This window comes from Amphritea sp. GJ51-11 (genome assembly GCF_055808735.1).
The window spans coordinates 4,312,039-4,334,832 of the sequence record NZ_CM147881.1 but is presented as its reverse complement, the minus strand read 5'-3'; the positions used below and the strand labels follow the sequence as shown (position 1 = coordinate 4,334,832).

Genomic DNA, 22,794 nt, shown 5'->3' with positions numbered 1-22,794 from the left:
ATAAAAAAAGGCCTCCGAAGAGACCTTTTCTATTTGTTAGTGAAGACTCACTTAGTGCCTTCACCTTCAATTTGCTTGTTGATTATATACTGCTGAGTGATCGACAGAATGTTGTTTACCAACCAGTACAGAACCAAACCTGCTGGGAACCATAGGAAGAAGAAGGTGAAGACGATCGGTAGCATCTTCATAATCTTCGCCTGCATAGGGTCCGGAGGCGTTGGGTTCAGCAACTGCTGAATAAACATAGTCGCCCCCATCAGGATAGGCAGCATGAAGTAAGGGTCCATTACCGACAGGTCATTGATCCACAATGCGAATGGCGCATGACGTAGCTCAACCGATTCCATCAATACCCAATACAGAGCGATAAACACCGGCATCTGCGCCACGATAGGAAGACAGCCGCCAAGCGGGTTGATCTTCTCTTTCTTGTATAGCTCCATCATCGCCTGAGACATCTTCTGACGGTCATCACCGTGAAGCTCTTTCAGACGGGTCATCTCAGGACCAAACTTACGCATCTTCGCCATCGATTTAAAGGCTTTGGCGTTCACTTGGAACAACAGCGCTTTAACAACGATAGTGATAAAGATGATGGCGACACCCCAGTTGCCTACAAACCCATGAATGGCTTTTAGCAACCAGGCTAGCGGTGTAGCGATAAACCAGAGAATGCCATAATCAACGGTCAACTCTAGGTTAGGAGCGGCCTGTTCTAATAGGTCAGTATCTTTAGGACCGGCATAAAAGTTGGCTTTAACTGTTTTGCTTTCGCCTGGTGCAACGCTAAACTCAGGTGAAACAAAACCGGCAATATAGTTACCGTTACTAACGCGGCTACTATAGCTGTATTCAGCACCAGCATCTGGAATCCAAGCACTCAGGAAGTAATGCTGTGACATGGCGACCCAACCATCTTGGCTGACTTTCTTGATGTTGGCTTCCTGCATATCATCGAAAGTTACTTTCTCATAATGCTCATCAGCGGTTGAGAAAACAGCACCGAGGAAGGCTTGCATACCCATACTGGTAGTTTGAGAAGGGTCTTTTGAACCGTCGCGTTTGATCTGGCCAAACAGTTTTGCCTGCCAGCTTTCGCTAGAGCCGTTGGTGACCAGAAAATCCTGTTCAATCTTGTAGCTACCCGCAGTGAAACGGAAGCGCTTAGTGACCACAACGCCATCATCACCGGTATGCACCAGATCAACAACCAGTTCTTCACCATCAAGTTGATAACTGTTTTCCGCGGTAGTGTACTGTGGGCGACCCTCAGGGCTAGCATCGAGGCCATTCTTACCAATCAAGCCGCTTTGAGAAACATAGGTACGGTTACCGTTCTGCTCTAGCAAGACAAACGGTTGATCATTATCCAGCGCTGCTTTGTGTTTTGGCAGAGCCAGTTCAATGATGTCGCCACCTTTGGTATCGATCAGCAGTTCAAGCACATCGGTCTTAATAGAAACCAGTTGCTGTTGTGCTGTGGTTGCGAGCGCTTTTGCTTCGGGCAGATCAGTATTGGCAGACACTGCACTTTCTGTTGTTGGCAGATCACTGCCTTCATTACTGGCGACTGTTTCAGCTTTTGATTGGTAAGCTGAAACAGATTCGGCCTGAGCAACCGGTACAGGTTTAACCCCGTAGTCCTGGTTCCACTGAAGCACTAGCATATAAGAGATTATTGCCAGTGCTGCGATCAATATAATGCGCTGTACATCCATGGTTTCTGGACCATTCAGTTATGAGTTTGATTTTGTTTTATCGGATTTTGCCTTGGCCCGGCCAATCAGTCTGTTCCAGCTGCGTGTAATAAGCGCTTGAACTTCGCTGTTATCAATATCTCCAAGACCTGGTCTGGCCAGGATGACGATATCAACATTGGGTAGCTTATGCTGATTAAGACGGAAAGACTCGCGAATAATACGCCGAACGCGGTTACGATTAACAGCTAAACGGATATTTTTTTTGGAGAAGACAAAGCCAACGCGGGAATGCTCTAGCTCGTTTGGACGTGCAAGGATCAACAGATGCTTATCTGACACCTTGAGGCTGGCTCGGCTGAATACCTGTTTAAAATCCCCACCAGTCAAAAGTCTCAACTGGCGGGGATAGCTGAATTCATTCATTCAGAGAGCCTGACAGGCAAAAATTATGCTGACAGACGCTTACGGCCTTTTGCACGACGACGGTTAATCACAGCGCGGCCGTTTTTAGTTGCCATACGAGCACGAAAACCGTGAGTGCGTTTACGCTTAAGGTTACTTGGTTGAAATGTTCTTTTCATTGGTCAGTCCTACTAACATACAGTGTGGTGGTATCAGTAAGGTTGGCTGAATCCCACGGTCAAAAACAGACGCGAAATTATAGGGAAAACATTTCTGCATTGCAAACCATAACTGGCAATAAAGTTAAAAAAGCTGATCTAAATCGCTATTCAAGGCTAAATAGAAGTTATCTATATATAAGTAGGCATAGAGGGTTATAAGCGGCTTATGAATTTATTCAGATATGCACAATAATTTGTGATTAAGTCGATAAAATTGTTTTAAATTAAACATATAGCTTGTTGATAGGTCTGAATATTAACTGTATTTAAGATCTGGATAGTTTTTAAACGATCGCTCTGTTTCCCGCATAATATCTGGATTGTAGGCTAACTGATTGAAAAACAGACGAAAAAAGAATTAGCAACAGATTGATTCTAACTGTGGATAAGCGGGCTGTTACAAGGTATTATCTGCTGATATTTTTTACGTATTCGATCTTATTCTCGTTCACTCTCATCGGGTGAAACTAGAGAATGTTTAAGGACTAGCTATGCCGGCTGAGTTGTGGGAACAGTGTCTTCAAAATCTACAGGCTGAGTTCCCCTCACAACAATACAATACTTGGATTAGACCGCTGAAGGTGTCTTCAGAGTCTGAGACCGGTTTGGTACTGCTGGCGCCTAATCGTTTTGTTAAAGATTGGGTGAGCGATAAATACCTTAAACGGATCACTGAAGTAGTCAATGCGGTTAGTGGTGATATTGCTGGCTCGGTCAGTATTGATATTGCTGGTCGGGCCGGTGGTTTTTCACAACGACCGGTTCGCCCTGCACCGCCGCCAGCGCCAGCGCGTCGTGCTGATAGTCATTTTGCCGATGCAGAATCTTTCTCATCAGCGCCTCCGGCCCGCAATACCCGCGCGGCTCAACCGGCCAACCCTGCACCGATCGAAGAAAACCCACCCTATCAGCTGGCGATAGATGACAGCAGCTTTCAACCGATTAACCACCGTGAACCGGTTGCGCCGACGACTATGTCTGGCTCACCTTCACGTAATGTGGACGTTGAAGGCAGTGTGCGTCACCAATCAAATCTTAATCAGTCATTTACCTTTAACTCCTTTGTTCAGGGTAAGTCGAACCAGTTAGCACTGGCGGCGGCGCAACAGGTGGCGGATAACCCTGGTGGTTCTTATAACCCACTGTTTATCTACGGAGGCGTTGGTTTGGGTAAAACCCACTTGATGCATGCGGTGGGTATGGAGATGTTGCAGCGTAATCCTAAGGCGAAGATCGTTTATCTACACTCTGAACGTTTTGTTGCCGATATGGTGAAGGCGTTGCAGTTGAACGCTATCAATGACTTTAAACGTTATTACCGCTCGGTCGATGCATTATTGATCGATGATATTCAGTTCTTTGCCGGTAAAGAGCGTTCGCAAGAAGAGTTTTTCCACACCTTTAACGCACTGTTAGAGGGTGGTCAGCAGATGATCCTGACCAGTGACCGTTATCCGAAAGAGATTAACGGTGTTGAAGAACGGCTTAAATCCCGCTTTGGTTGGGGCTTAACGGTGGCGATTGAACCACCGGAGCTGGAAACCCGGGTGGCGATTTTGATGAAAAAAGCCGAAGAAGCTCAGGTGCGTTTACCGGATGATGCGGCTTTCTTCTTGGCACAAAAGATTCGCTCCAACGTGCGGGAGCTTGAAGGGGCGCTGAAGCGAGTGATTGCGAATGCTCACTTCACCGGAAACGCAATAACCACGCCTTTTATTAAAGAATCACTGAAAGACCTGCTGGCATTGCAGGATAAACAGGTTAGTATTGATAATATTCAGCGGGTTGTCGCCGATTATTATAAGATCAAAGTATCGGACCTGCTTTCGAAACGACGTAGTCGTTCTGTGGCCCGGCCAAGGCAGGTTGCTATGACCCTGTCGAAAGAGCTGACCAATCACAGTTTACCTGAGATTGGCGACGCTTTTGGTGGGCGAGATCACACAACAGTTCTGCATGGTTGTCGTAAAGTAGCTTCGCTGCGTGAGACCGATACGGATATAAGAGAGGATTATCAGAACTTATTGCGTCATCTGACGGCGTAAACAGTCTGATCAATTAAGGGTAGCAAAAGATGAAATTTGTTATTTCGCGAGAAGCGCTAATTAAGCCGTTGCAGTTGGTTGCAGGGGTTGTGGAACGTCGTCAGACTCTGCCAGTGCTTTCCAATATCCTGCTGGTCGCTGAAGGTGATCAGTTGTCGATGACCGGTACCGATCTGGAAGTTGAGCTGGTTGGCCGGGTACAGTTGGATGAGCCAGCTGAAGCGGGTTCGATCACCGTTCCAGCCCGCAAGCTGATGGATATCTGTAAATCTCTGCCAGATTCAGCCCAAATAGAGCTGACACTGACAGGCCAGAAAATGGTCATCAAGGCGGGACGCAGCCGTTTTACTCTCTCTACCCTGCCCGCGGCTGAGTTTCCGAATGTTGAGGATAGCCCTGAGTCATTCGAGCTTAATGTACTGCAAAGCCAGTTACGTCATCTGATTGACCAGACCGGCTTCTCGATGGCGCAGCAGGACGTACGTTACTACCTTAACGGTATGTTGCTAGAGATTACCGAAAATAGCCTGCGGGCGGTTTCAACCGATGGTCACCGTCTGGCGACCAGTGTGGCTGAAGTCGACACTAACGGTCCGGCGAATCATCAGTTTATCGTGCCACGTAAAGGTATCCTTGAGCTGGCTCGCCTGCTGCAGAGTGGTGATGATCAGGTAAAACTGGTGGTGGGTGCTAATCATATCCGTGCCCATGCCGGTGATTTTACCTTTACCTCTAAGCTGGTTGACGGCAAGTTTCCGGATTATCAGCGGGTTATTCCTCAAGGTGGCGACAAGTTTATGTTGGGCACCCGTCAAGAACTGCGTCAGGTTTTTAGCCGTATCGCGATTCTATCCAATGAGAAATACCGTGGTGTGCGTTTATCGCTGACCAGCGGCTACCTGCAGGTGATGGCGAATAACCCAGAACAGGAAGAAGCGGAAGAAACCGTTGCCGTCGATTATGAAGGCGATACTCTGGAAATTGGTTTTAACGTTAACTATCTGTTGGATGTGTTATCGATCGTTAGCTCTGAGGTGGTACGTTTCACCCTAGCCGACTCAAACAGCAGCGCGTTGATTGAGGGGCTCGATGATGCCAACTCTCTCTATGTTGTTATGCCGATGCGGATGTAATCCTGTCAGGGGGCCTCAGGCCCCTTCTTATACCCTCCTTATATGCCAATAACCCAACTGAATATTCGCGCGGTTCGCAACCTGAGCGAGCTTAGCCTGCGCCCGTCATCCGGTATTAATATCATTCACGGCCCCAATGGCAGCGGCAAAAGCAGTGTGCTTGAAGCGATCCATATGCTCGGGCTATGCCGCTCATTTCGTACCAATAAGCTAAACCACTTGATTCAGAGTGGTGAGCAGCAATGTACCGTGTTTGCTCAGGTGGATGCGATGGGCAGTGGTGCCAGTCAGCCGTTAGGTGTCGAACGCAATCTAGAGAGTGATTGTCGTATCCGCTATGCCGGAAATAACATCGATATCACCACCTTGGCAGAGCTATTACCGATCCAAGTGATTAACGCCGAAACCTTTATGATTTTGGAGGGTAGCCCCGCCGTTAGACGGCAGTTTTTAGACTGGGGCTCGTTCCATTCAAATCCAGAATTTATAAGGCTTTGGCGGGGATTTAGGCGGGTATTAAAACAACGAAATTCTTTGCTGAAATATGGTAAAATCGAGCAACGCATTCGGGCGGTCTGGGACCAAGAATTTATAACCTATGCCGAACAGTTAAATACGCTTCGCGAACTGTATATTGAAGCGTTAAAACCTGAATTTGATCTGATCCTTGCTGACCTGCTTGAAGGCGTCAGCATCGATCTAAGTTTTAGTCCCGGATGGGATAAAAAACGCGGCCTGGATCAGGTGTTGGATGATAATTTTGAACGCGACCTGCGTCAGGGTTATACCAGTGCCGGACCACAACGGGCTGACCTGCGTCTTAAAGTTGATGGCCACACCGCTTCAGAACGCCTCTCACGGGGCCAAAAGAAAATAGTGGTGAGCAGCCTCAAGTTGGCGCAGGGCGTTTTATTTTACAAGTTGAATAGTCGTGCCTGCATCTATCTGATTGATGACCTTCCGTCAGAGCTTGATCAGCAACATAGCCGACTGTTCTGTAATTATTTAGAAAAGACGTCGAGCCAATGTTTTATCACCAGTGTTGATAAAGATGCGCTCACCGGTTACTGGTCAGACCAGGCCGAGTTACGTTTTTTCAATATACAAGAGGGTGCGTTTAGCACTCAGTAATACAGCCAGGAGATCTGAATGAGCGGCGAAAATCAGGAATACGATTCTTCCAGTATTAAAGTCCTAAAAGGGCTGGATGCGGTTCGTAAACGCCCGGGAATGTATATAGGCGACACCGACGATGGTACTGGTCTGCATCATATGGTTTTCGAGATTGTGGATAACTCAATCGATGAAGCCCTGGCTGGCCACTGTAGCGAAATCAAAGTCGTTATCCACCCGGATAACAGTGTGACGGTTTCGGATAATGGCCGGGGTATTCCCACCGAGTTGCACGAAGAGGAAGGCGTTTCCGCTGCCGAAGTGATCATGACCGTCTTGCATGCCGGCGGTAAGTTTGATGATAATTCCTACAAAGTATCCGGTGGTTTGCACGGTGTGGGTGTATCGGTGGTTAACGCCCTCTCCGCTGAACTTAGGTTGACGATTCGCCGTCGTGGTGAAATGTTTGAACAAACCTACCGTCACGGTGTGCCAGATGAGCCGTTGAAAGTTGTTGGTCAAACCGAAACCTCCGGTACCTCAGTGCGTTTTTGGCCGTCTGAAGATACCTTCCACAACCAGTTAGAATTTAAGTTCGATATCCTCGCGAAACGCCTGCGGGAACTCTCCTTCCTCAACTCCGGTGTTGCTATTCGCTTGAAGGATGAGCGCAGCGGTGATGAAGAGCTGTTTGCCTATGAAGGCGGCCTGAGTTCATTTGTTGATTACCTGAATACCAACAAAACCCCAGCGAACAAGATGTTCCACGTTAACGTTATGCACGACAATGGTGTCGGCGTTGAAGTGGCGATGCAGTGGAATGATAGCTATCAAGAAAGTATCCACGCCTTTACCAACAATATTCCCCAACGGGATGGTGGTACTCACCTGGCGGGTTTCCGAACCGCCCTTACCCGTGCGTTGAACAACTATATTGAAGCGGAAAAGCTCAATAAAAACGGTAAAGCGTCAACCACCGGCGATGACTGCCGTGAAGGTTTGACCGCGATCGTTTCAGTAAAAGTACCCGATCCTAAGTTCTCATCGCAAACCAAGGATAAATTGGTGTCATCCGAGGTGAAAACCGCGGTTGAGCAAGCGATGTATGAGCAGTTAAACGACTACCTGCAAGAAAACCCACAGGATGCTAAAGCGGTTGTCTCGAAGATGATCGATGCCGCCCGCGCCCGTGAAGCGGCCCGTAAAGCCCGTGAAATGACCCGCCGTAAAGGCGCGCTGGATATTGCCGGCTTACCCGGAAAACTCGCCGATTGCCAAGAGAAAGACCCCGCGCTTTCTGAAATATACTTGGTGGAGGGTGACTCCGCTGGCGGTTCTGCCAAGCAAGGTCGTAACCGTAAATCTCAAGCGATTCTGCCGCTCAAAGGTAAAATCCTCAACGTCGAAAAAGCCCGCTTCGATAAGATGCTGGCGTCTGCCGAAGTTGGCACACTGATCACGGCGCTCGGCACGGGTATTGGCCGAGAAGAGTTCAATCCGGATAAGCTGCGTTATCATTCTATTATCATCATGACCGATGCCGACGTAGATGGATCACACATCCGTACCCTGCTGCTGACCTTCTTCTTCCGGCAGATGCCTGAGATCATCGAACGTGGGCATGTATTTATTGCTCAGCCACCGCTCTACAAGATCAAGAAAGGTAAGCAAGAGCAATATCTGAAAGATGATGATGCGCTGGAAAACTACCTGCTTCAGGGCGCGCTAGAAGGCGCCTCCATGCACGTCAATGCCGATGCTCCCCCCATTAGCGGTACGGGCCTTGAAGAGATCGTCAATCGCTATCGTGCCGTCGATAAGATGCTAGCGCGCTTGTCACGTCTCTATCCAGAACAGATTTTGCGTCAGATGGTTTATACCCCGCGTCTATCTTTAGCTGATCTAAGTGATGAACAAACCGTTGCCGAGTGGATCGATAAGGTCTGTGATGGCCTAGGAGACACCTTAGACGGTGGTGATGTGTTCACCTCTTCCGCCGCGGAAGATCCGGAGCGCCAAGGTATCTATCTGCCGAACGTCAACGTAGTTCAGCACGGTGTGAGCCATAACTACACCTTCGATCAGTCTTTCTTTGAATCGAAAGACTATGCTGCGCTGACTAACCTAGGTGACACGCTTGACGGTCTGCTAGAAGAAACCGCCTACTTTAAACGTGGCGAACGGACACTGGCTACCACTGAGTTCACCACCGGCCTTAACTGGCTGATGGAACAGTCCAAGCGTGGCTACTACATCCAGCGTTATAAAGGACTGGGTGAAATGAACCCGGAACAGCTTTGGGAAACCACCATGGACCCTGAGCAGCGTCGTATGCTGCGGGTTACCATCGATGATGCTATCGCCGCCGATCTACTCTTCACTACCCTGATGGGCGATGAAGTAGAACCGCGTCGTGATTTCATCGAAACCAACGCCCTGAACGTGTCTAACTTGGATATTTGATGGATGGGTTTCTGATTTAGCGTGAATAAAAAAGCAGCCAAATGGCTGCTTTTTTGTACCTGCTGTGTTTAAGGAGCTTACCGATGTCTTCTTACATCGCTAGCGACTAATTCCTAACCTAACTCTAGACCGTATGTTTATTTGTGCAACGGCTGAATATTTAGCAGTGAAACAAACATCGAGATTACGATGGTGCCAAACATAAAGCAGAAACCGCTGTGGAACAGGGTGATAAACCAGGTTAATAGATCGGCCGGTGGGAAGGCGTTGGAGAGGGTAAATTGCACACTCATTCCCTGTATCAATGCCCACAGAGGTAGACTGCGTTCGGTGTAGGCAGGTATCGCTTCAAAGGAACAGATCAGCGCATAGGCGCTAACAAAGAGGAACATGCCGGTTAGAAAGTTGACCAATCCCAGCACGATCACTCTGCCCGAGGCAGCCACCATTGTGCCTTCGGTTATCTTACAGGTGCCAAATAGAATGACGCCGAGCTCCTTGTTGATGATGCCCAAGGCTCTGAGCAGCAATAACCCCGCCGTCCACTGAGGCAATATCGGGGTTAAAATAAACAGTGCGATGGCGGCGAATAACCAGTAGACAATGTATTTTTCAGATATCAATAACCGCCAACGGCGCCACTTTTTCTGTTCTTCGCTGCCCTGCTGAAAACGGAACTCTCGCTTTTTGAGATAACTGTCGGCCCAACAATAAGGGGACAACATATAGATGCCTTGAATAATTAGCTTAGCAAGCTCTGCAAATGGCATCTTAATCGCTCTCTGGGATTGTAATTAGCTGGCCGGGCTTTAACAGTTGACTGTCTGTTGGGATCTGCTCGGCATCGAGATCATGGCCGATAATATAAGCCTGTTCGGTCAAAAAAGGTGCTACCTCATCAAGGCCTGCGTGCCAGAGATTTCCTTTGGGGCGAGCATCAAAGATTGAAACGCGACAACCCGCCACTGTTTCATATAACTCGGCGCAATAACCACTGTCGCCGGTATAGCCGATTAGCGGAGCGCCATCACGATAGATCACGAAACCATAACAGAGCTCCGAGTGCTTGGCGGTATGAAAGGTGATATCCAGTTCATCGGTCAGTGGCATCGGGGTATCGACTTGAGCCGTTAACCAGTTGGCCAGCTCGGCCGGTTGAAAAAGTTCGGCGTGTTCGGCCATACGGTGCTGTTGAAGTCTTTCTGATACCGGCGCGGCGGCGACAATATTAAGTAGTCGTTGTTGTGCCGCTTCAACTCGCAGAACCACGGGTAACTCACCGGCATGGTCGGTGTGGTTATGGGTGATAATGAGAGTGTCGGGCAGTGTGTAGCCATAGCTACTGAGTGTGCGGGTAACCCCCAAGCCTAGATCGACAAGGCAGATAGGCTGGTCATTTTTTAGAATAACAAAACTACTGCTGCAACTGCCGTTGTAAACATGGCCTGCCCCGCCGGCAACGCCTAGCACCAGTAGACTGAAACTATTCGGTGTGTTTGATCCTGATTGCTTGGTCATCTATTTTTCTGTTTATGAAATTATATGGGTGAGGCTATTAGGAAAAGAGGCACTTAGCTGCAGATCGAGGCCGCCCTAAGTCAGTCAGATCTGTACTTGATTATCGCTATCGGTGCTTTGATTGCAATAACGAACATAGATTGGTGGCTGCCGGTCCGGTTAAGTTATGACTTAATCGCTGGCAGCTATTGCTGCTATCCTTTGCTCCTGTTTGGTTTGATCTTATAAAAACAGTGACGTAACGCAAGTAGGCGTAAGTCTTCCTAATTTATCTTGTTCTCCCCTTCATGGGATATTGTTCCGCAGTGCACAAACTGCTACGTTGATGAGGTTTATATCCCCATCATTGGGTAACATTATTTTAAGGAAAAGTTATGGCTTTAGTCGCTTGTTACGAGTGCGGTAAACAGATTTCAGATGCTGCTGTTGCGTGTCCATCCTGCGGTCATCCGCTAACGGCCACTCAGGCTGTTGTTACTGAAGCGGTTAAAACAGAAAAAGCGGAGATCTTTAAAGCCGGTGGCGCTAATTTAGTGCTGGCTGAAATTGCCGCACTCTCTTGTTTAAAAACCCGTAACTGGGTTTATCTTTTAATTGGCGTACCGATACTCGCTGTGGTTGTTTATGCTTGGTTAAAGATGGAGTGGCCTTTAGCTGTTGGGGTTACCGTTGTGGGTTTCTTTGTGCTGGCCTTTATTCACACGGATGCCGGAAGAATTGCGAGCACGGGTAATGTAACAGACGTTGATGAAGATATGGATAAGGTGACTCAGCGTTATCATCAGGTCGTCGATCCTAACAAATTAGTGGTGTATCAAGGCCGCAATTTTTTCCAGGATATGCACTTCTCTATTAACCCAGTAAGGATTGCTGAGTTTAGCCAAGCGTCATATTTCAGCCATATATGGCTCTATTTAATTGGCGTCGGCGCGCTTGTGGCAGCAGATCAGTACAACGTTCCTGTACTCTATATCGTCGGAGGCGCACTGCTGTGTTTCGGCTTTTTATCTCGTAAGGCTGCACTCACCATTACGGGAGTGGGTGGTGCGAAGATGGTGCTATATACGAAAGCGGGTGATATTAAAAAGGTCATTCAGCAGCTAACTAGTGCGATTGAAAACTGCTAACATCGATTAAATGTATCTAAGCGCATACCTAGCCTAGTAGTTTGAGTATGCGTTTTTTCGTTACGCGTATGTCAGTCAGCGATTCATTTAGCTGCATTTATACCCCTCAAGTTATTCCCATCTAGTCTAAGTTCTTTATCAATTCGTTATCGGCAATCAACAAAGTGGTGGGTATAGCGCTTGTCTGCCCTGCTCTTCTCACCGAAGATGGTGCCTTCTCATGATGTAATGGCGCTCACCGATGGAAGACTTTTATTGTCAGTTATCCGGCTTTACGGATATCTCTCAGCTTGTTGATGACAGCGTCTATTGTTCTGTGCCCGATGATTGGTATGTATCAGTAGTCGATGTGCGCGGGTCAACCGAAGCGATAGAGCAAGGTAATTATCGCGATGTTAATTTTATTGGTGCGGCGGCGATTACGGCTCATCTCAATTTAGTTGATCATGACCTGCCGTTTATTTTTGGCGGTGATGGCGCGGTGGTGTTAATTAACAAAAGCCTGCGCGAGGCAACACTTAAGGTGTTGCAGTCACTGAGTTATTACGCCAAAGAGATTTTTAATTTAGAACTTCATACGGGGATGGTGTCGGTAAAAGAGCTGCGTTCGAGGGGTAAAGAGTTACAGGTTGCTAAGTATGTGTCGGGCATTGGGTTTGCACAGGCCATGTTTAAAGGGGGTGGTATTTCCTTGGCCGAGACCTTGGTGAAAACGGAGCTTGAGTTTCGTTGTGAGCCGGCAGCACGGTTTGAGAGTGCGGAGGTTTTTTCGGGTTTGACCTGTCGTTGGAAACCGATTCCTTCGGGTAAGGGGGTGACGTTGTCGATCTTGATCCAGCCGGTTGAGGACGATAATCGGGTGCTGCCTGAAGTCATTACTCAGCTTAAGCGTATTCTCGGTTCTTTTGAAAATGCGAACCCAGTACGGATGGAAAATGCCCGTTACTATTCTGTGCTAGCAAACCTAAAACGGCAGATTAAGATCTCTGATGTTGGCTTTAACCGCGCTTTTATTAAAGAGGTTTTAGCCATCTTTATGGCGGTGCCATTCTTCAATTTGGGTCTATTTAAGCTGATACCCAGCGCCAAGCAATATATCGAACACACGCCGCTGCATTGTGATTTCAAAAAGTTTGATGACACGTTGAGAATGGTGCTGAACTGTTCCATGGATGAGTATCAGGCAATAGAGCAGTATTTGCATTCGGCTAGTCTAGCAGGCCAGGTTTTCTATGGCATACAGGTGTCTGACGCTGCGCAGATGACCTGTTATGTTGAAAGTATGACTGATGGTGGCCATCTACATTTTGTTGATGGGACGGATGGTGGTTATGCCCTAGCGGCTAAGATGCTAAAGAAAGCCCTTAGCGCTAGGCTGGCTAGAGTAGCCGTTTAAAACCAATTTTTACGTTTAAAGAGCCAAACCTGAATCGCCACGGTGATTGACATAAAGCCGCTGACGATCCAGAAAGCCCAGGGGTTTTCTGCTCCGGGCATTCCTCCAACATTGATCCCCAGTAAGCCGGTGAAGAATCCCAGCGGTAGAAATACCGCTGCCACTAACGACAGCAGATACATACGACTATTCATCTGTTCCGCCAGGCGGTTGGATAGTTCTTCTTGAGCCACCGCCGCACGATCCCGAGCTGAATCGAGATCTTCGATATAGCGGATAAGCGTATCGGTGACTTCTCGTAATTGCTGTCGGTCTCCCTCGGTTATCCAGGGTACTCGAGTTTGATGCATCTGTAATAGCGCATCTCTTTGTGGTGCAAGATAGCGACGCAACGAGATGACTACTCGCCGTACAGCCGAAATTTTGTTTCTTAGGTCATAGCTACTGGAGCTAACTAGCTCTTCTTCGATGGAGTCGACGGCGTCTTCAGTGTCGTTAATCGTGTCCTGCATACGCACCATGAGCGCGGCTGAAAGCATCGCCAGAAAATCACCGGGGCTGGTTGGGCCAATGCCTGCGGCCAACGCTTCAACCATATCTTTTGCCGCCAGCATATGACGACGGCGGGTGCTGATAATGCGCTGTTTATCGATCCAGATGCGAATGCCGACCATGTCTTCAGGGTCGGAATCGGGGCTAACGTTGACTCCTCGTAACGCGATTAGCAGCCCGTCACCTACCTGTGTTGAACGTGGCCGACTCTCCTCGGTTAGCAGGGCATCAATGACCACCTGATCGAGCTGGCTGTGTTCGGTTATCCATTGTTGGGTATCCGCGTGGGTGTAATCAAAATGAAGCCATGTTAGCTGATCTGTCGGTAAGGTATCGGCCACATCTTCCGGCTTAATAACCTGGCCGCCACCCTGACCATCCAAACAATAACCATAAACTAATCCGGAACATCCCATATCTATATAGGCCCTTAACTGTGATAAAAAATCGGTTAGCCCGACCGTTAACAGCATAGCACCACCAAGGTGGTTTCAGAGAGCAGTAATATAATATTGCTTGGCTCGATCTCAGTTCTCCGAGGGCATGCCCTTCCCGCTCAGGTTAAGGGGCTTGCTAAAAATCACTATAGATGGCGACGGCATAAACGATTTCGTTATTAAAGCACCGGGTTGGTTAGGCGCTTTTTTAGGGGGCAATGCTGGGCTATGTTAGCTTGGCACTGTTGTTCGGATTGATGCATTGACTTGGTGTATGAACTGCATCGTTTCAGCAACATCACAAGCCGCTCACGTCCCATTCGGCCGTTCTCCTAGGTTCCTCGCTAACGGGTTGGGAATTGTCTGATATTCGCGTTAAAGCCATCCCAGCAAACTTGATCTCAGTGTCGACGAGTATGGCAGGCTGGTATGTTTAAGCGGTTCCTTATCGCTTAGTGCGTGATGCTTAATTACCCTTGTCTGTCAGATTGGCGAGGCGGATTGTTCAGCCATGCTCTAATGGATGAGCAGCCTATTGCGCCAATTTCATGTCTGCTTGGTGTCGATGATAACGTCCTTTATCAGTCCGTTTTTAATCAGCGTTGTGCGCACCTTTAGCGCGGTTTTCTTCAGTCGATTGAGCTCCCCGAGGGCTGGAATATGTCCGCTGTTGATCTCGGTTTCTTTTTCTTCGAGTTGGGTATCGAGAAAATCTAGCAACTTTTTCGAGCAGCCCGTGCAGGGGCCATTACATAGTTCTTCCATTGGAGTATCGAAAGGGATGCCTGCACGGATGTCCGAAATCAGTATGCGCATTGCTGTTTGAGCGTCAGGTTTGTTTGCCATATCTCAATGTTCCACGTGAAACGTTTTAGTCTGCAATGGCGTTTTTTGAGTAGATAATATGGAGTGCAGCGGCTTCCAGATCATCCACGATGATCGTGTTGTCTGGAATTCCGCCCTTGCTAATTGTGCGTTCGCCTTTGCCGGTACGTACTAAAATGGGTGGGCAGCCCGCTTCTATCGATGCCTGCAAATCGCGTAGAGAATCCCCTACCGTAAAAACATGGGCGGGGTTAATATCGGGATAGCAGCTAAGGATATGCTGATAAAGGCCAGGCTTGGGTTTGCGGCAATAGCAATTGTCTTCTGGCGAGTGCGGGCAAAACTCAATCTTAATGATGCGCCCGCCCTGCTCTTCTACTAACTGAGTCATCTTGCGATGCATCTTATGGAGCTCAGTAATATCAAAATATCCCCGGGCAAGGCCGGACTGGTTTGTGGCTATACAGACATCGAATCCGGCTTTGGTGAGTCTGGCGATAGCTTCGATGCTACCGGGAAGTGGTCGCCACTCTCCGGCTGTTTTGATGTAGTTATCGGAATCGTAGTTGATCACGCCGTCGCGATCTAAGATGACTAACTTGTTCACTGGCTGAGTAATCTCGTTGCTTAGATTGATAAATATCAGATATAAAAAAGCCGGTTTGATAACCGGCTTTTCTGGCTGCGCTAAACGATCCTTAGTGTTTAGCTAAGGGCAGATATATCGGCAACCCCGAGGAACAGATTGCGTAGCTGCTTAAGCAGAGCCAGGCGGTTATTTCTGACTGCTTCATCATCCGCCATTACCATCACTTCGTCAAAGAACTTATCGACAACGGGACGTAGCTCCGCCAGTTGCTCAAGCACTTCTTTGAAGTTGCCTTGTGCAAACAACGGCGCCAATTGAACGGTCTTTTCAGCTACGGCTTTAGCCAATGCTTTCTCGGCATCTTCCTGTAGCAGCGCATCAGACACTTTGTCAGCGACGCTAGCGTCTTGCTTGCTCAAGATGTTGGAGACGCGTTTGTTGGCGGCTGCAAGGGCGTCAGCTTCGCTTAGCGTGCGGAAGTGACTAACAGCCTGTACCCGCTGATTAAACTCTAGTGGTCGAGTTGGGCGTAGAGCATGAACGGCCAAGTAGGCTTCAATGGCGATGCCTTCATCGTCATACCAAGCACGGAAGCGTTCCAACATAAAGTCGGTGATGCGCGTGACCAGCCCTTCTTCTGCAGGCAGGTTTTGATAGTTGTTGGCGGCTACTTGAATCAGATCTTCTAGATCCAGATTTAGTTGGCGTTCGACAATAATACGCAAGACACCCAGTGATGCGCGACGCAGTGCAAAGGGGTCTTTTGATCCTGTCGGTGGTTGGTTAATACCGAACAAGCCGGTTAGCGTATCTAGGCGATCGGCTAACGCAACGGCGATGCCTGGCTCGCTTTGTGGCAGTTCGTCGCCAGCAAAGCGAGGCATATATTGCTCGTTTTGTGCCAGAGCAACGCCCTCGTCTTCGCCATCGTTTAGGGCGTAGTGATAACCCATTAACCCCTGAAGATCGGTGAACTCATAGACCATGTCGGTCATCAGATCGGTCTTCGCCAGCATCGCGGCACGTTCTGCTTTGGCTTCATCTTGCCCTAGCTGAGCGGCAATATGTTTGGCGAGCACGGCAACGCGAACCGCTTTGTCATGCAGTGTGCCAAGCTCTTTTTGGAAGACGATAGACTTCAGATCTTCGATGCGTGACTCGAGGGTGCGCTTCTTATCCGTTTCAAAGAAGAAGGCTGCGTCGGCAAGACGAGGTCGAATAACCTTCTCGTTACCCGAGATTACTTGCGCTGGATCGGTGGATTCGATGTTGGCTATGGTAATGAAGAATGGCATCAGTTGACCGTTGTTGTCGGTCAGGTGGAAATATTTTTGATGCTCTTTCATGGATGAAATCAGTGCTTCGGCGGGCACTTCTAGGAAGCGTTCGTCGAAGCGCCCTGTCAGTGCAACAGGCCACTCATTAAGCGCAGTAACTTCGTCCAGCAGGTCTTCATCAATCTGAGCGATACCGTGCACGGAGGCACCTTCTGCTTCGACTTGGGCGCGAATTTTTTCGCGACGCTCTTGGAAGTCAGCAATCACCATGCCCACGCTTTCTAGATTTTCTAGATATTCGTTGGCTTGATTGAGTTCGATTTGGTGGTTGTGATGGAAGCGATGGCCTCGAGTATTGCGATCCGCTTTGAGCCCGAGAATCTCACACTCAATTACCTGATCGCCCATGAGCATAACTAGCCATTTAACAGGGCGAACGAACTCTGTGCGTGAAGCACCCCAGCGCATCCGTTTTGGAATTGGTAGCTTGCCGAGCGCGGTTTCGATGATCGCAGGCAGTTCGTTGGCAATGGCTTTGGCCGGTAAGGATTGGCTGAAGCACATTTTGCCGTCGACCTCTTTTAGGTTTTCGACCTCAGTGCCACACTTGCGCGCGAAGCCTGACAGCGCTTTTGATGGAGCGCCCTGCTCGTCAAAGGCGATACGTGCTGGCGGCCCTTGCATCTGAAAAGTGCTGCTAGGGATTTCGTCGGCCAGGTTGTTGATCAGCAATGCAAGGCGGCGTGGTGCTGCGTAGGAATTGACTCGAGTATCGGTAAAAAGTGTTTCGGCTTGTTTGCCAAATAGCTCTTTAATGCCAGCGACCACTTCTTTTTCTAAGGCGGCTGAAAGGGTTTTCAGCGCCTTCGGTGGAAGCTCTTCGGTGCCGAGTTCGAACAGAAAGTCCTGACGGTTAACGGAATCAGTCATTACTTGCTCTCCTCTTCGCAGGCGGCTAATACTTCGTTGCGGATGCTCTCTTCGGCCAGTGGGAAACCAAGCCCTTTTCGAGTATTGAAATACGCCAGTGCAACGCCGCGTGCCAGTGTGCGTACCCGAAGGATGTAACGCTGACGTTCGGTGACTGAGATGGCGTGTCGTGCATCTAGCAGGTTAAAGGTGTGGGATGCCTTCAGTACCTGCTCATAGGCAGGCAGTGGCAGTGGTGTGTCCAGCGCCAGTAACTTATTGCATTCAGCTTCGTGGTGATCAAAGCTTTTGAATAGCTGGGGCACATCGGCGTGTTCAAAGTTGTAGGTGGATTGCTCAACTTCATTCTGATGGAAAACATCGCCGTAGGTAGCAGGCGTGCCATCAGGATTGTAAGACCAGACCAGATCGTAAACGCTTTCGACATCCTGAAGGTACATCGCGATACGTTCTAGGCCGTAAGTGATTTCGCCGGTGACTGGGTAGCATTCAATACCACCCGCCTGTTGGAAGTAAGTGAACTGTGTCACTTCCATGCCGTTGAGCCATACTTCCCAGCCTAGACCCCAAGCGCCCAGTGTTGGTGATTCCCAGTTGTCTTCGACGAAACGAACATCGTGGATATTCAGGTCCAGACCCATGCGCTCGAGCGAGCCAAGGTATAGTTCCTGGATGTTGTCGGGAGAGGGTTTCATGACTACTTGGAATTGATAGTAGTGCTGTAGTCTGTTTGGGTTTTCGCCATAGCGTCCATCGGTAGGACGGCGACTTGGTTGCACGTATGCGGAGTTCCAAGTTTCGGGACCGATAGCGCGCAGAAAAGTTGATGGATGGAAGGTGCCTGCGCCAACTTCCATATCCAGTGGTTGCACTATTACACAGCCCTGCTCTGACCAATACTCTTGCAGTGCCAGGATCAGCCCTTGAAAGGTGCTGGCATCCGGTCTCGCTTTATCTGTCACTGAGATCACCATTATGAATCTGTTTGTACAAAAATAGAGCGGAATTATACACGAAATAGCGGCAGTAGGATCGGGCGCATGTAACAATGGGGCTGTTTTTCTGCCTTATTGTGGAGTCCTCAGCGGGCCTTGAGTGAATCTTTATCTTAAGTTTGCGGGTATCTGTCTTGCGTTGCTCTCAGGGTTGGTCATTTGTCGAGGCGCTATTATATAATTGCAGCGTTAGGTGCTCTGCTTTGGGGTGTGTCTGTTGTTTTGATGTATAGAAGGGTTCCACGTGAAACATCTTAAAGGTTGGCTCTCTGTTGCTGTGTTATATCTGCTTGCTGTTCTGCCCTTCTCGTTAGCGCAAAAGATTGGTAAATGGCTGGGGCGGCGAGCCTATAGCAAGCAGGGTAAGAGTTATAAAATTACTCAAACGAATATTGATCTCTGCTTTCCTGAATTAGACAGTGCGGCTAAAAATGCTTTGGTGGAGCAGAGCCTTATCGAAACCGGTCGGCTTGCGGGTGAGATGGGAATGGCTTGGATCTGGAGCCCTGATCGTGTCATTAAGAAAATTCGTAAGATACATGATAAAGAGATTTTGACGGAGGCGTTGGCGACAGGTAAAGGCGTTATTCTGATTGCGCCTCATCTGGGTAACTGGGAAGTGCTAGGGCTTTATCTGAGCACTCAATCACCGATGACATCGATGTATCGCCCACCTAAAATTGAGTTGATGGATCGGTTGATTAAGAAGAAGCGTGCGCGGGTAGGCTCAAAGCTTGCCCCTGCCAATGTTCGTGGCGTGCGTATGGCGATGAAAGCATTAAAGGCGGGTGAGTTACTGGGCGTACTCCCAGACCAAGAAGCTGATAGCGGTAGTGGAGTATTTGCCCCCTTCTTTGGTCAAGAGGCTTACTCAATGAAATTGTTGCCGCAACTGGCAGCACAGACAGGTGCCGTTGTGATCTCGGCCTATGCTAAACGATTGCCGAATGGTGAGGGCTTCGAGATCTTTTTCCAGCGCGCCCCGGAACAGATAAATGATAAGGATCTATTGGTTTCCGCGACGGCAATGAATGCAGCTGTTGAGTCCTGTGTGCGTCAAATACCCGAGCAGTATCAGTGGGAATATAAACGCTTCCAGCATTGTGCTGATGGTTCTAGGCGCTATTGATAGAGCGTGGAGTGTAAAAAAGGGGCGTATTGAAAGCCCCTTTTTTGTTGCGTTAATTTAAGTTATCAACCGCTAACGTTTCCAGAAAGCGGGCGTGAAGAGTACGAGTAAGGTGAATACTTCTAGTCGACCCAGTAGCATGGCAAAGGTCAGCACCCACTTGGCGGGCTCATTGATATCGCCGTAATGGGTTTCTACTTCACCCAGTCCTGGGCCTAAGTTATTCAGTGTGGCGCCTACCGCTGACCATGCGGTTACCTGATCGAGACCTGTGCCGAGCAGGATGATCAGCATTAACACGAAGACTATCATATACACCGAAAAGAACCCCCATACGGCTTCAAGGATTCTATCGGGAATCGGTTCGCGGCCGAGCTTAACCGGGATCACCGCATTTGGATGTATGAGGCGGCGTATCTCTCGTTGGCCCTGTTTCAGAATCAGTAACACTCGTATTACCTTCATGCCGCCGCCGGTGGAGGCTGCACAGCCGCCCGCGAAAGCTGCCATAAAGAGTAAGAATGGTAACATGACGGGCCATTTAGCAAAGTCTGCTGTAGCAAATCCGGTGGTGGTAGCAATCGAAACAACCTCAAATATCGCTTTGCGAATTGACTCGCCGGGCGGATAAGTTTGGGTTGTTATTAACACGATGGCCGATAGGCAGGTAATGCTAAAGAGGATGGTGAGGTAGAGTTTGAACTCCGGATCTTGGAAGTAGTGACTGATCGAGCGTTGTCGCCAAGCAAAGAAATGCAGTCCGAAGTTAACTGCAGACATCACCATAAAGAAGGTACAGATAGCCTCTATTAGGGGGCTGTCAAAATAGCCGATGCTGGCATCATGGGTCGAGAAGCCTCCGATAGCGACGGTGGAGAAGCTATGGGCCACCGCATCAAACAGGGTCATACCTGCCAGCCAATATCCCAGTGCGCAAGCGACGGTAAGTGAGAGATAGATATACCAGAGCGCTTTGGCGGTTTCTGTGATCCGCGGGGTGAGCTTGCGGTCTTTTACCGGCCCCGGTGTTTCGGCACGGTAGAGCTGCATGCCGCCGATGCCGAGCATTGGCAGAATGGCCACTGCTAAGACGATAATCCCCATACCACCAAGCCACTGCAGTTGTTGGCGATAAAATAGGATCGATTTTGGCAGCGCATCAATACCGGTCATCACCGTCGCCCCGGTGGTCGTTAACCCCGAAAGTGATTCAAAGACCGAATCGACCACCGATAGCCCTGGGTCTTCCGAGAGCATAAAAGGGATCGCACCAAAGAGCCCGAGCACCACCCAGAATAATACCGTGATGAGAAAGCCGTCACGGGTTCTGAGGTCTTCTCGCACCCGATAAACCGGCGCCCAAATGATGAAGCCGGTGAGTAGTGTGATGATAAAACCGAAGATAAAGGCCGTGTGAGAGCCGTCCTGATAGCCATAAGAGATGGCTAGCGGTGGCAGCATGGTGATGCTGAATATCATCAGCAGCAGGCCGAGGATTCGGAGGATTACCCGGTAATGCATGATTGTCTCCGATCAGAAGAAGCCAAGGCCAACCTGGAACAGGCGCTCGACTTCACTAATCTTACGTTTATCAACTAGGAATAGAATCACGTGGTCGCCATTTTCAACGACAATATCGTCGTGGGCGATAAGGAACTCATCGTTACGGACGATGGCGCCGATGGTGGTGCCGGCAGGAAGATCGATTTCTTCGATCGTTTTGCCGACAACTTTTGAGGTGCGCTTATCGCCATGAGCAACCGCTTCAAGAGCCTCTGCAGCACCGCGTCGCAATGAGTGAACCGCTGCGACATCGCCTCGGCGAACGTGGGTGAGTAGGCTGCCGATGGTGGTTTGTTGGGGAGATATGGCGATATCAATAACCCCGCCCTGCACAAGGTCGACATAGGCTGGATTGTTAATCAGGGTCATGACGGTGCGTGCGCCAAGTCGTTTGGCGAGCATTGACGCCATGATGTTGGCTTCATCATCATTGGTTAGTGCGCAGAATACATCGGTGTCTTCGATATTCTCTTCCAGCAACAGCTCTTTATCAGAAGCGCTACCTTGCAGCACGATGGTGTTATCCAATCGTTTGGCTAGGCTGTTGCAACGGCGAATATCACGTTCAATGATTTTAACCTGATATTTATCTTCGATGTTTTGCGCTAACCGTGCGCCAATATTACCGCCGCCGGCAATGATGATCCGTTTATAGGGGCGATCGAGTCGGCGTAGCTCGCTCATCACGGAACGAATATCTTTCTTAGCGGCGATAAAGAAGACCTCATCATCCGCCTCAATAACGGTTTCGCCCTTCGGAATGATCGGCCTATCTTTGCGGAAGATTGCTGCTACACGGGTTTCTACGGCGGGCATATGGGAGCGAAGATAAGATATTTCCCGACCAACCAGTGGGCCACCGTAATAGGCTTTAACCGCCACGAGCTGAGCGATACCGTCGGTGAAGTCGAGCACCTGTAGTGCGCCTGGGTGTTCGATTAGGCGACGTACATGTTTGGTGACGAGTTCTTCCGGACTAATCAAAACATCGATAGGGATCGATTTGTCCGTGAAGATTGCTTTGTTTTTAAGCAGATAATCATGCTCTCGAACACGGGCTATTTTAGTCGGTGTGTTATAAAGGGTTTGGGCTATTTGGCAGGCGATCATATTGACTTCATCGCTATTGGTCACGGCGATCAGCATATCGGCATCGCGCGCCCCAGCCTGCTCAAGAATAGAGGGGTGTGAGGCTTTGCCTTCGACCGTGCGGATATCCAAGCGGTCTTGGAGTTCCCTTAGCCGGGTAAAGTCAGTATCGACAATCGTTATGTCGTTCGCTTCACTGGCAAGATTTTCGGCGAGTGTGCCGCCGACCTGCCCTGCTCCAAGAATAATAATTTTCATATATTAATAACTCTCCGATCAGATGGCAG

At 49.0% G+C, this 22,794-nt stretch carries 19 protein-coding genes; 7 read left to right on the top strand and 12 right to left on the bottom strand.

The annotated features are described in order from the left end of the window. Window positions 1-47: 47 nt before the first annotated feature. From yidC to rpmH, 3 genes are read right to left on the bottom strand one after another with little or no spacing between them, the layout of a single operon-like run. Window positions 48-1,721, bottom strand: a complete 1,674-nt coding sequence (gene yidC / locus AC0L4K_RS19595; protein WP_417225802.1) for a membrane protein insertase YidC — start codon at window positions 1,719-1,721, stop codon at window positions 48-50. A gap of 18 nt (window positions 1,722-1,739) precedes the next feature. Next, a complete protein-coding gene (gene rnpA, locus AC0L4K_RS19590) occupies window positions 1,740-2,126 on the bottom strand; it encodes a ribonuclease P protein component (RefSeq protein ID WP_417225800.1) in 387 nt (128 codons plus the stop codon). Window positions 2,127-2,149: 23 nt separating this feature from the next. Next, the gene (gene rpmH / locus AC0L4K_RS19585) at window positions 2,150-2,284 is read right to left on the bottom strand and encodes a 50S ribosomal protein L34 (RefSeq protein WP_091354204.1); all 135 of its coding nucleotides are present in this window, start codon (window positions 2,282-2,284) and stop codon (window positions 2,150-2,152) included. Between the two features lie 533 nt (window positions 2,285-2,817). On the opposite strand from rpmH, the gene dnaA reads away from it, so the two are divergent. The 4 genes from dnaA to gyrB are packed head-to-tail and all read left to right on the top strand — an operon-like array spanning window position 2,818 to window position 9,080. Continuing rightward, a complete protein-coding gene (gene dnaA, locus AC0L4K_RS19580) occupies window positions 2,818-4,371 on the top strand; it encodes a chromosomal replication initiator protein DnaA (RefSeq protein WP_473267615.1) in 1,554 nt (517 codons plus the stop codon). 29 nt (window positions 4,372-4,400) lie between these two features. Next, on the top strand, window positions 4,401-5,504 hold the full coding sequence (gene dnaN / locus AC0L4K_RS19575; protein ID WP_473267614.1) for a DNA polymerase III subunit beta: 1,104 nt from the start codon (window positions 4,401-4,403) through the stop codon (window positions 5,502-5,504). Between the two features lie 42 nt (window positions 5,505-5,546). Beyond that, window positions 5,547-6,635 carry a DNA replication/repair protein RecF gene (recF, locus tag AC0L4K_RS19570; protein WP_417225794.1) on the top strand — a complete coding sequence of 363 codons (1,089 nt, stop codon included), beginning with the start codon at window positions 5,547-5,549 and terminating at the stop codon, window positions 6,633-6,635. A gap of 18 nt (window positions 6,636-6,653) precedes the next feature. Then, window positions 6,654-9,080 carry a DNA topoisomerase (ATP-hydrolyzing) subunit B gene (gene gyrB, locus AC0L4K_RS19565; protein ID WP_473267613.1) on the top strand — a complete coding sequence of 809 codons (2,427 nt, stop codon included), beginning with the start codon at window positions 6,654-6,656 and terminating at the stop codon, window positions 9,078-9,080. A gap of 137 nt (window positions 9,081-9,217) precedes the next feature. On the opposite strand, the gene AC0L4K_RS19560 is transcribed toward gyrB, so the two are convergent. Together AC0L4K_RS19560 and AC0L4K_RS19555 are read right to left on the bottom strand one after the other, a co-directional pair. After that, window positions 9,218-9,850 (bottom strand): hypothetical protein, encoded by a 633-nt coding sequence (locus AC0L4K_RS19560; protein ID WP_473267611.1) that lies wholly within the window; start codon window positions 9,848-9,850, stop codon window positions 9,218-9,220. A 1-nt stretch (window position 9,851) separates the two neighbouring features. Further along, window positions 9,852-10,598 (bottom strand): MBL fold metallo-hydrolase, encoded by a 747-nt coding sequence (locus AC0L4K_RS19555; RefSeq protein WP_473267610.1) that lies wholly within the window; start codon window positions 10,596-10,598, stop codon window positions 9,852-9,854. Between the two features lie 374 nt (window positions 10,599-10,972). On the opposite strand from AC0L4K_RS19555, the gene AC0L4K_RS19550 reads away from it, so the two are divergent. Both AC0L4K_RS19550 and AC0L4K_RS19545 read left to right on the top strand, forming a co-directional pair. Next, complete coding sequence (locus AC0L4K_RS19550) at window positions 10,973-11,725, top strand: zinc ribbon domain-containing protein (protein WP_417225788.1); 753 nt, start codon at window positions 10,973-10,975, stop codon at window positions 11,723-11,725. A gap of 241 nt (window positions 11,726-11,966) precedes the next feature. After that, on the top strand, window positions 11,967-13,121 hold the full coding sequence (locus AC0L4K_RS19545; protein WP_417225786.1) for a DUF3095 family protein: 1,155 nt from the start codon (window positions 11,967-11,969) through the stop codon (window positions 13,119-13,121). On the opposite strand, the gene AC0L4K_RS19540 is transcribed toward AC0L4K_RS19545, so the two are convergent. The 5 genes from AC0L4K_RS19540 to glyQ all read right to left on the bottom strand — a co-directional run bounded on the left by AC0L4K_RS19540 (window position 13,118) and on the right by glyQ (window position 18,705). Next, window positions 13,118-14,146 carry a zinc transporter ZntB gene (locus tag AC0L4K_RS19540; RefSeq protein ID WP_417225784.1) on the bottom strand — a complete coding sequence of 343 codons (1,029 nt, stop codon included), beginning with the start codon at window positions 14,144-14,146 and terminating at the stop codon, window positions 13,118-13,120. The genes AC0L4K_RS19545 and AC0L4K_RS19540 overlap by 4 nt on opposite strands. A gap of 510 nt (window positions 14,147-14,656) precedes the next feature. Next, window positions 14,657-14,956, bottom strand: coding sequence for a hypothetical protein (locus AC0L4K_RS19535; RefSeq protein WP_417225782.1), 300 nt, complete (start codon window positions 14,954-14,956; stop codon window positions 14,657-14,659). A gap of 25 nt (window positions 14,957-14,981) precedes the next feature. Continuing rightward, the gene (gmhB, locus tag AC0L4K_RS19530; protein WP_417225780.1) at window positions 14,982-15,542 is read right to left on the bottom strand and encodes a D-glycero-beta-D-manno-heptose 1,7-bisphosphate 7-phosphatase; all 561 of its coding nucleotides are present in this window, start codon (window positions 15,540-15,542) and stop codon (window positions 14,982-14,984) included. Between the two features lie 98 nt (window positions 15,543-15,640). Next, a complete protein-coding gene (gene glyS / locus AC0L4K_RS19525) occupies window positions 15,641-17,731 on the bottom strand; it encodes a glycine--tRNA ligase subunit beta (RefSeq protein WP_473267609.1) in 2,091 nt (696 codons plus the stop codon). Continuing rightward, window positions 17,731-18,705: a glycine--tRNA ligase subunit alpha gene (glyQ, locus tag AC0L4K_RS19520; protein WP_473267607.1), complete on the bottom strand. Its 975-nt coding sequence runs from the start codon at window positions 18,703-18,705 to the stop codon at window positions 17,731-17,733. Before glyQ ends, glyS begins: the two co-directional genes overlap by 1 nt. Before the next feature lie 265 nt (window positions 18,706-18,970). Between glyQ and AC0L4K_RS19515 the strand changes: the two genes are divergently transcribed. Beyond that, the gene (locus AC0L4K_RS19515) at window positions 18,971-19,855 is read left to right on the top strand and encodes a lysophospholipid acyltransferase family protein (RefSeq protein ID WP_473267606.1); all 885 of its coding nucleotides are present in this window, start codon (window positions 18,971-18,973) and stop codon (window positions 19,853-19,855) included. 72 nt (window positions 19,856-19,927) lie between these two features. On the opposite strand, the gene AC0L4K_RS19510 is transcribed toward AC0L4K_RS19515, so the two are convergent. After that, window positions 19,928-21,376 (bottom strand): TrkH family potassium uptake protein, encoded by a 1,449-nt coding sequence (locus tag AC0L4K_RS19510; RefSeq protein WP_417225772.1) that lies wholly within the window; start codon window positions 21,374-21,376, stop codon window positions 19,928-19,930. 12 nt (window positions 21,377-21,388) lie between these two features. Continuing rightward, on the bottom strand, window positions 21,389-22,765 hold the full coding sequence (gene trkA, locus AC0L4K_RS19505; protein WP_417225770.1) for a Trk system potassium transporter TrkA: 1,377 nt from the start codon (window positions 22,763-22,765) through the stop codon (window positions 21,389-21,391). Window positions 22,766-22,794: the final 29 nt, after the last annotated feature.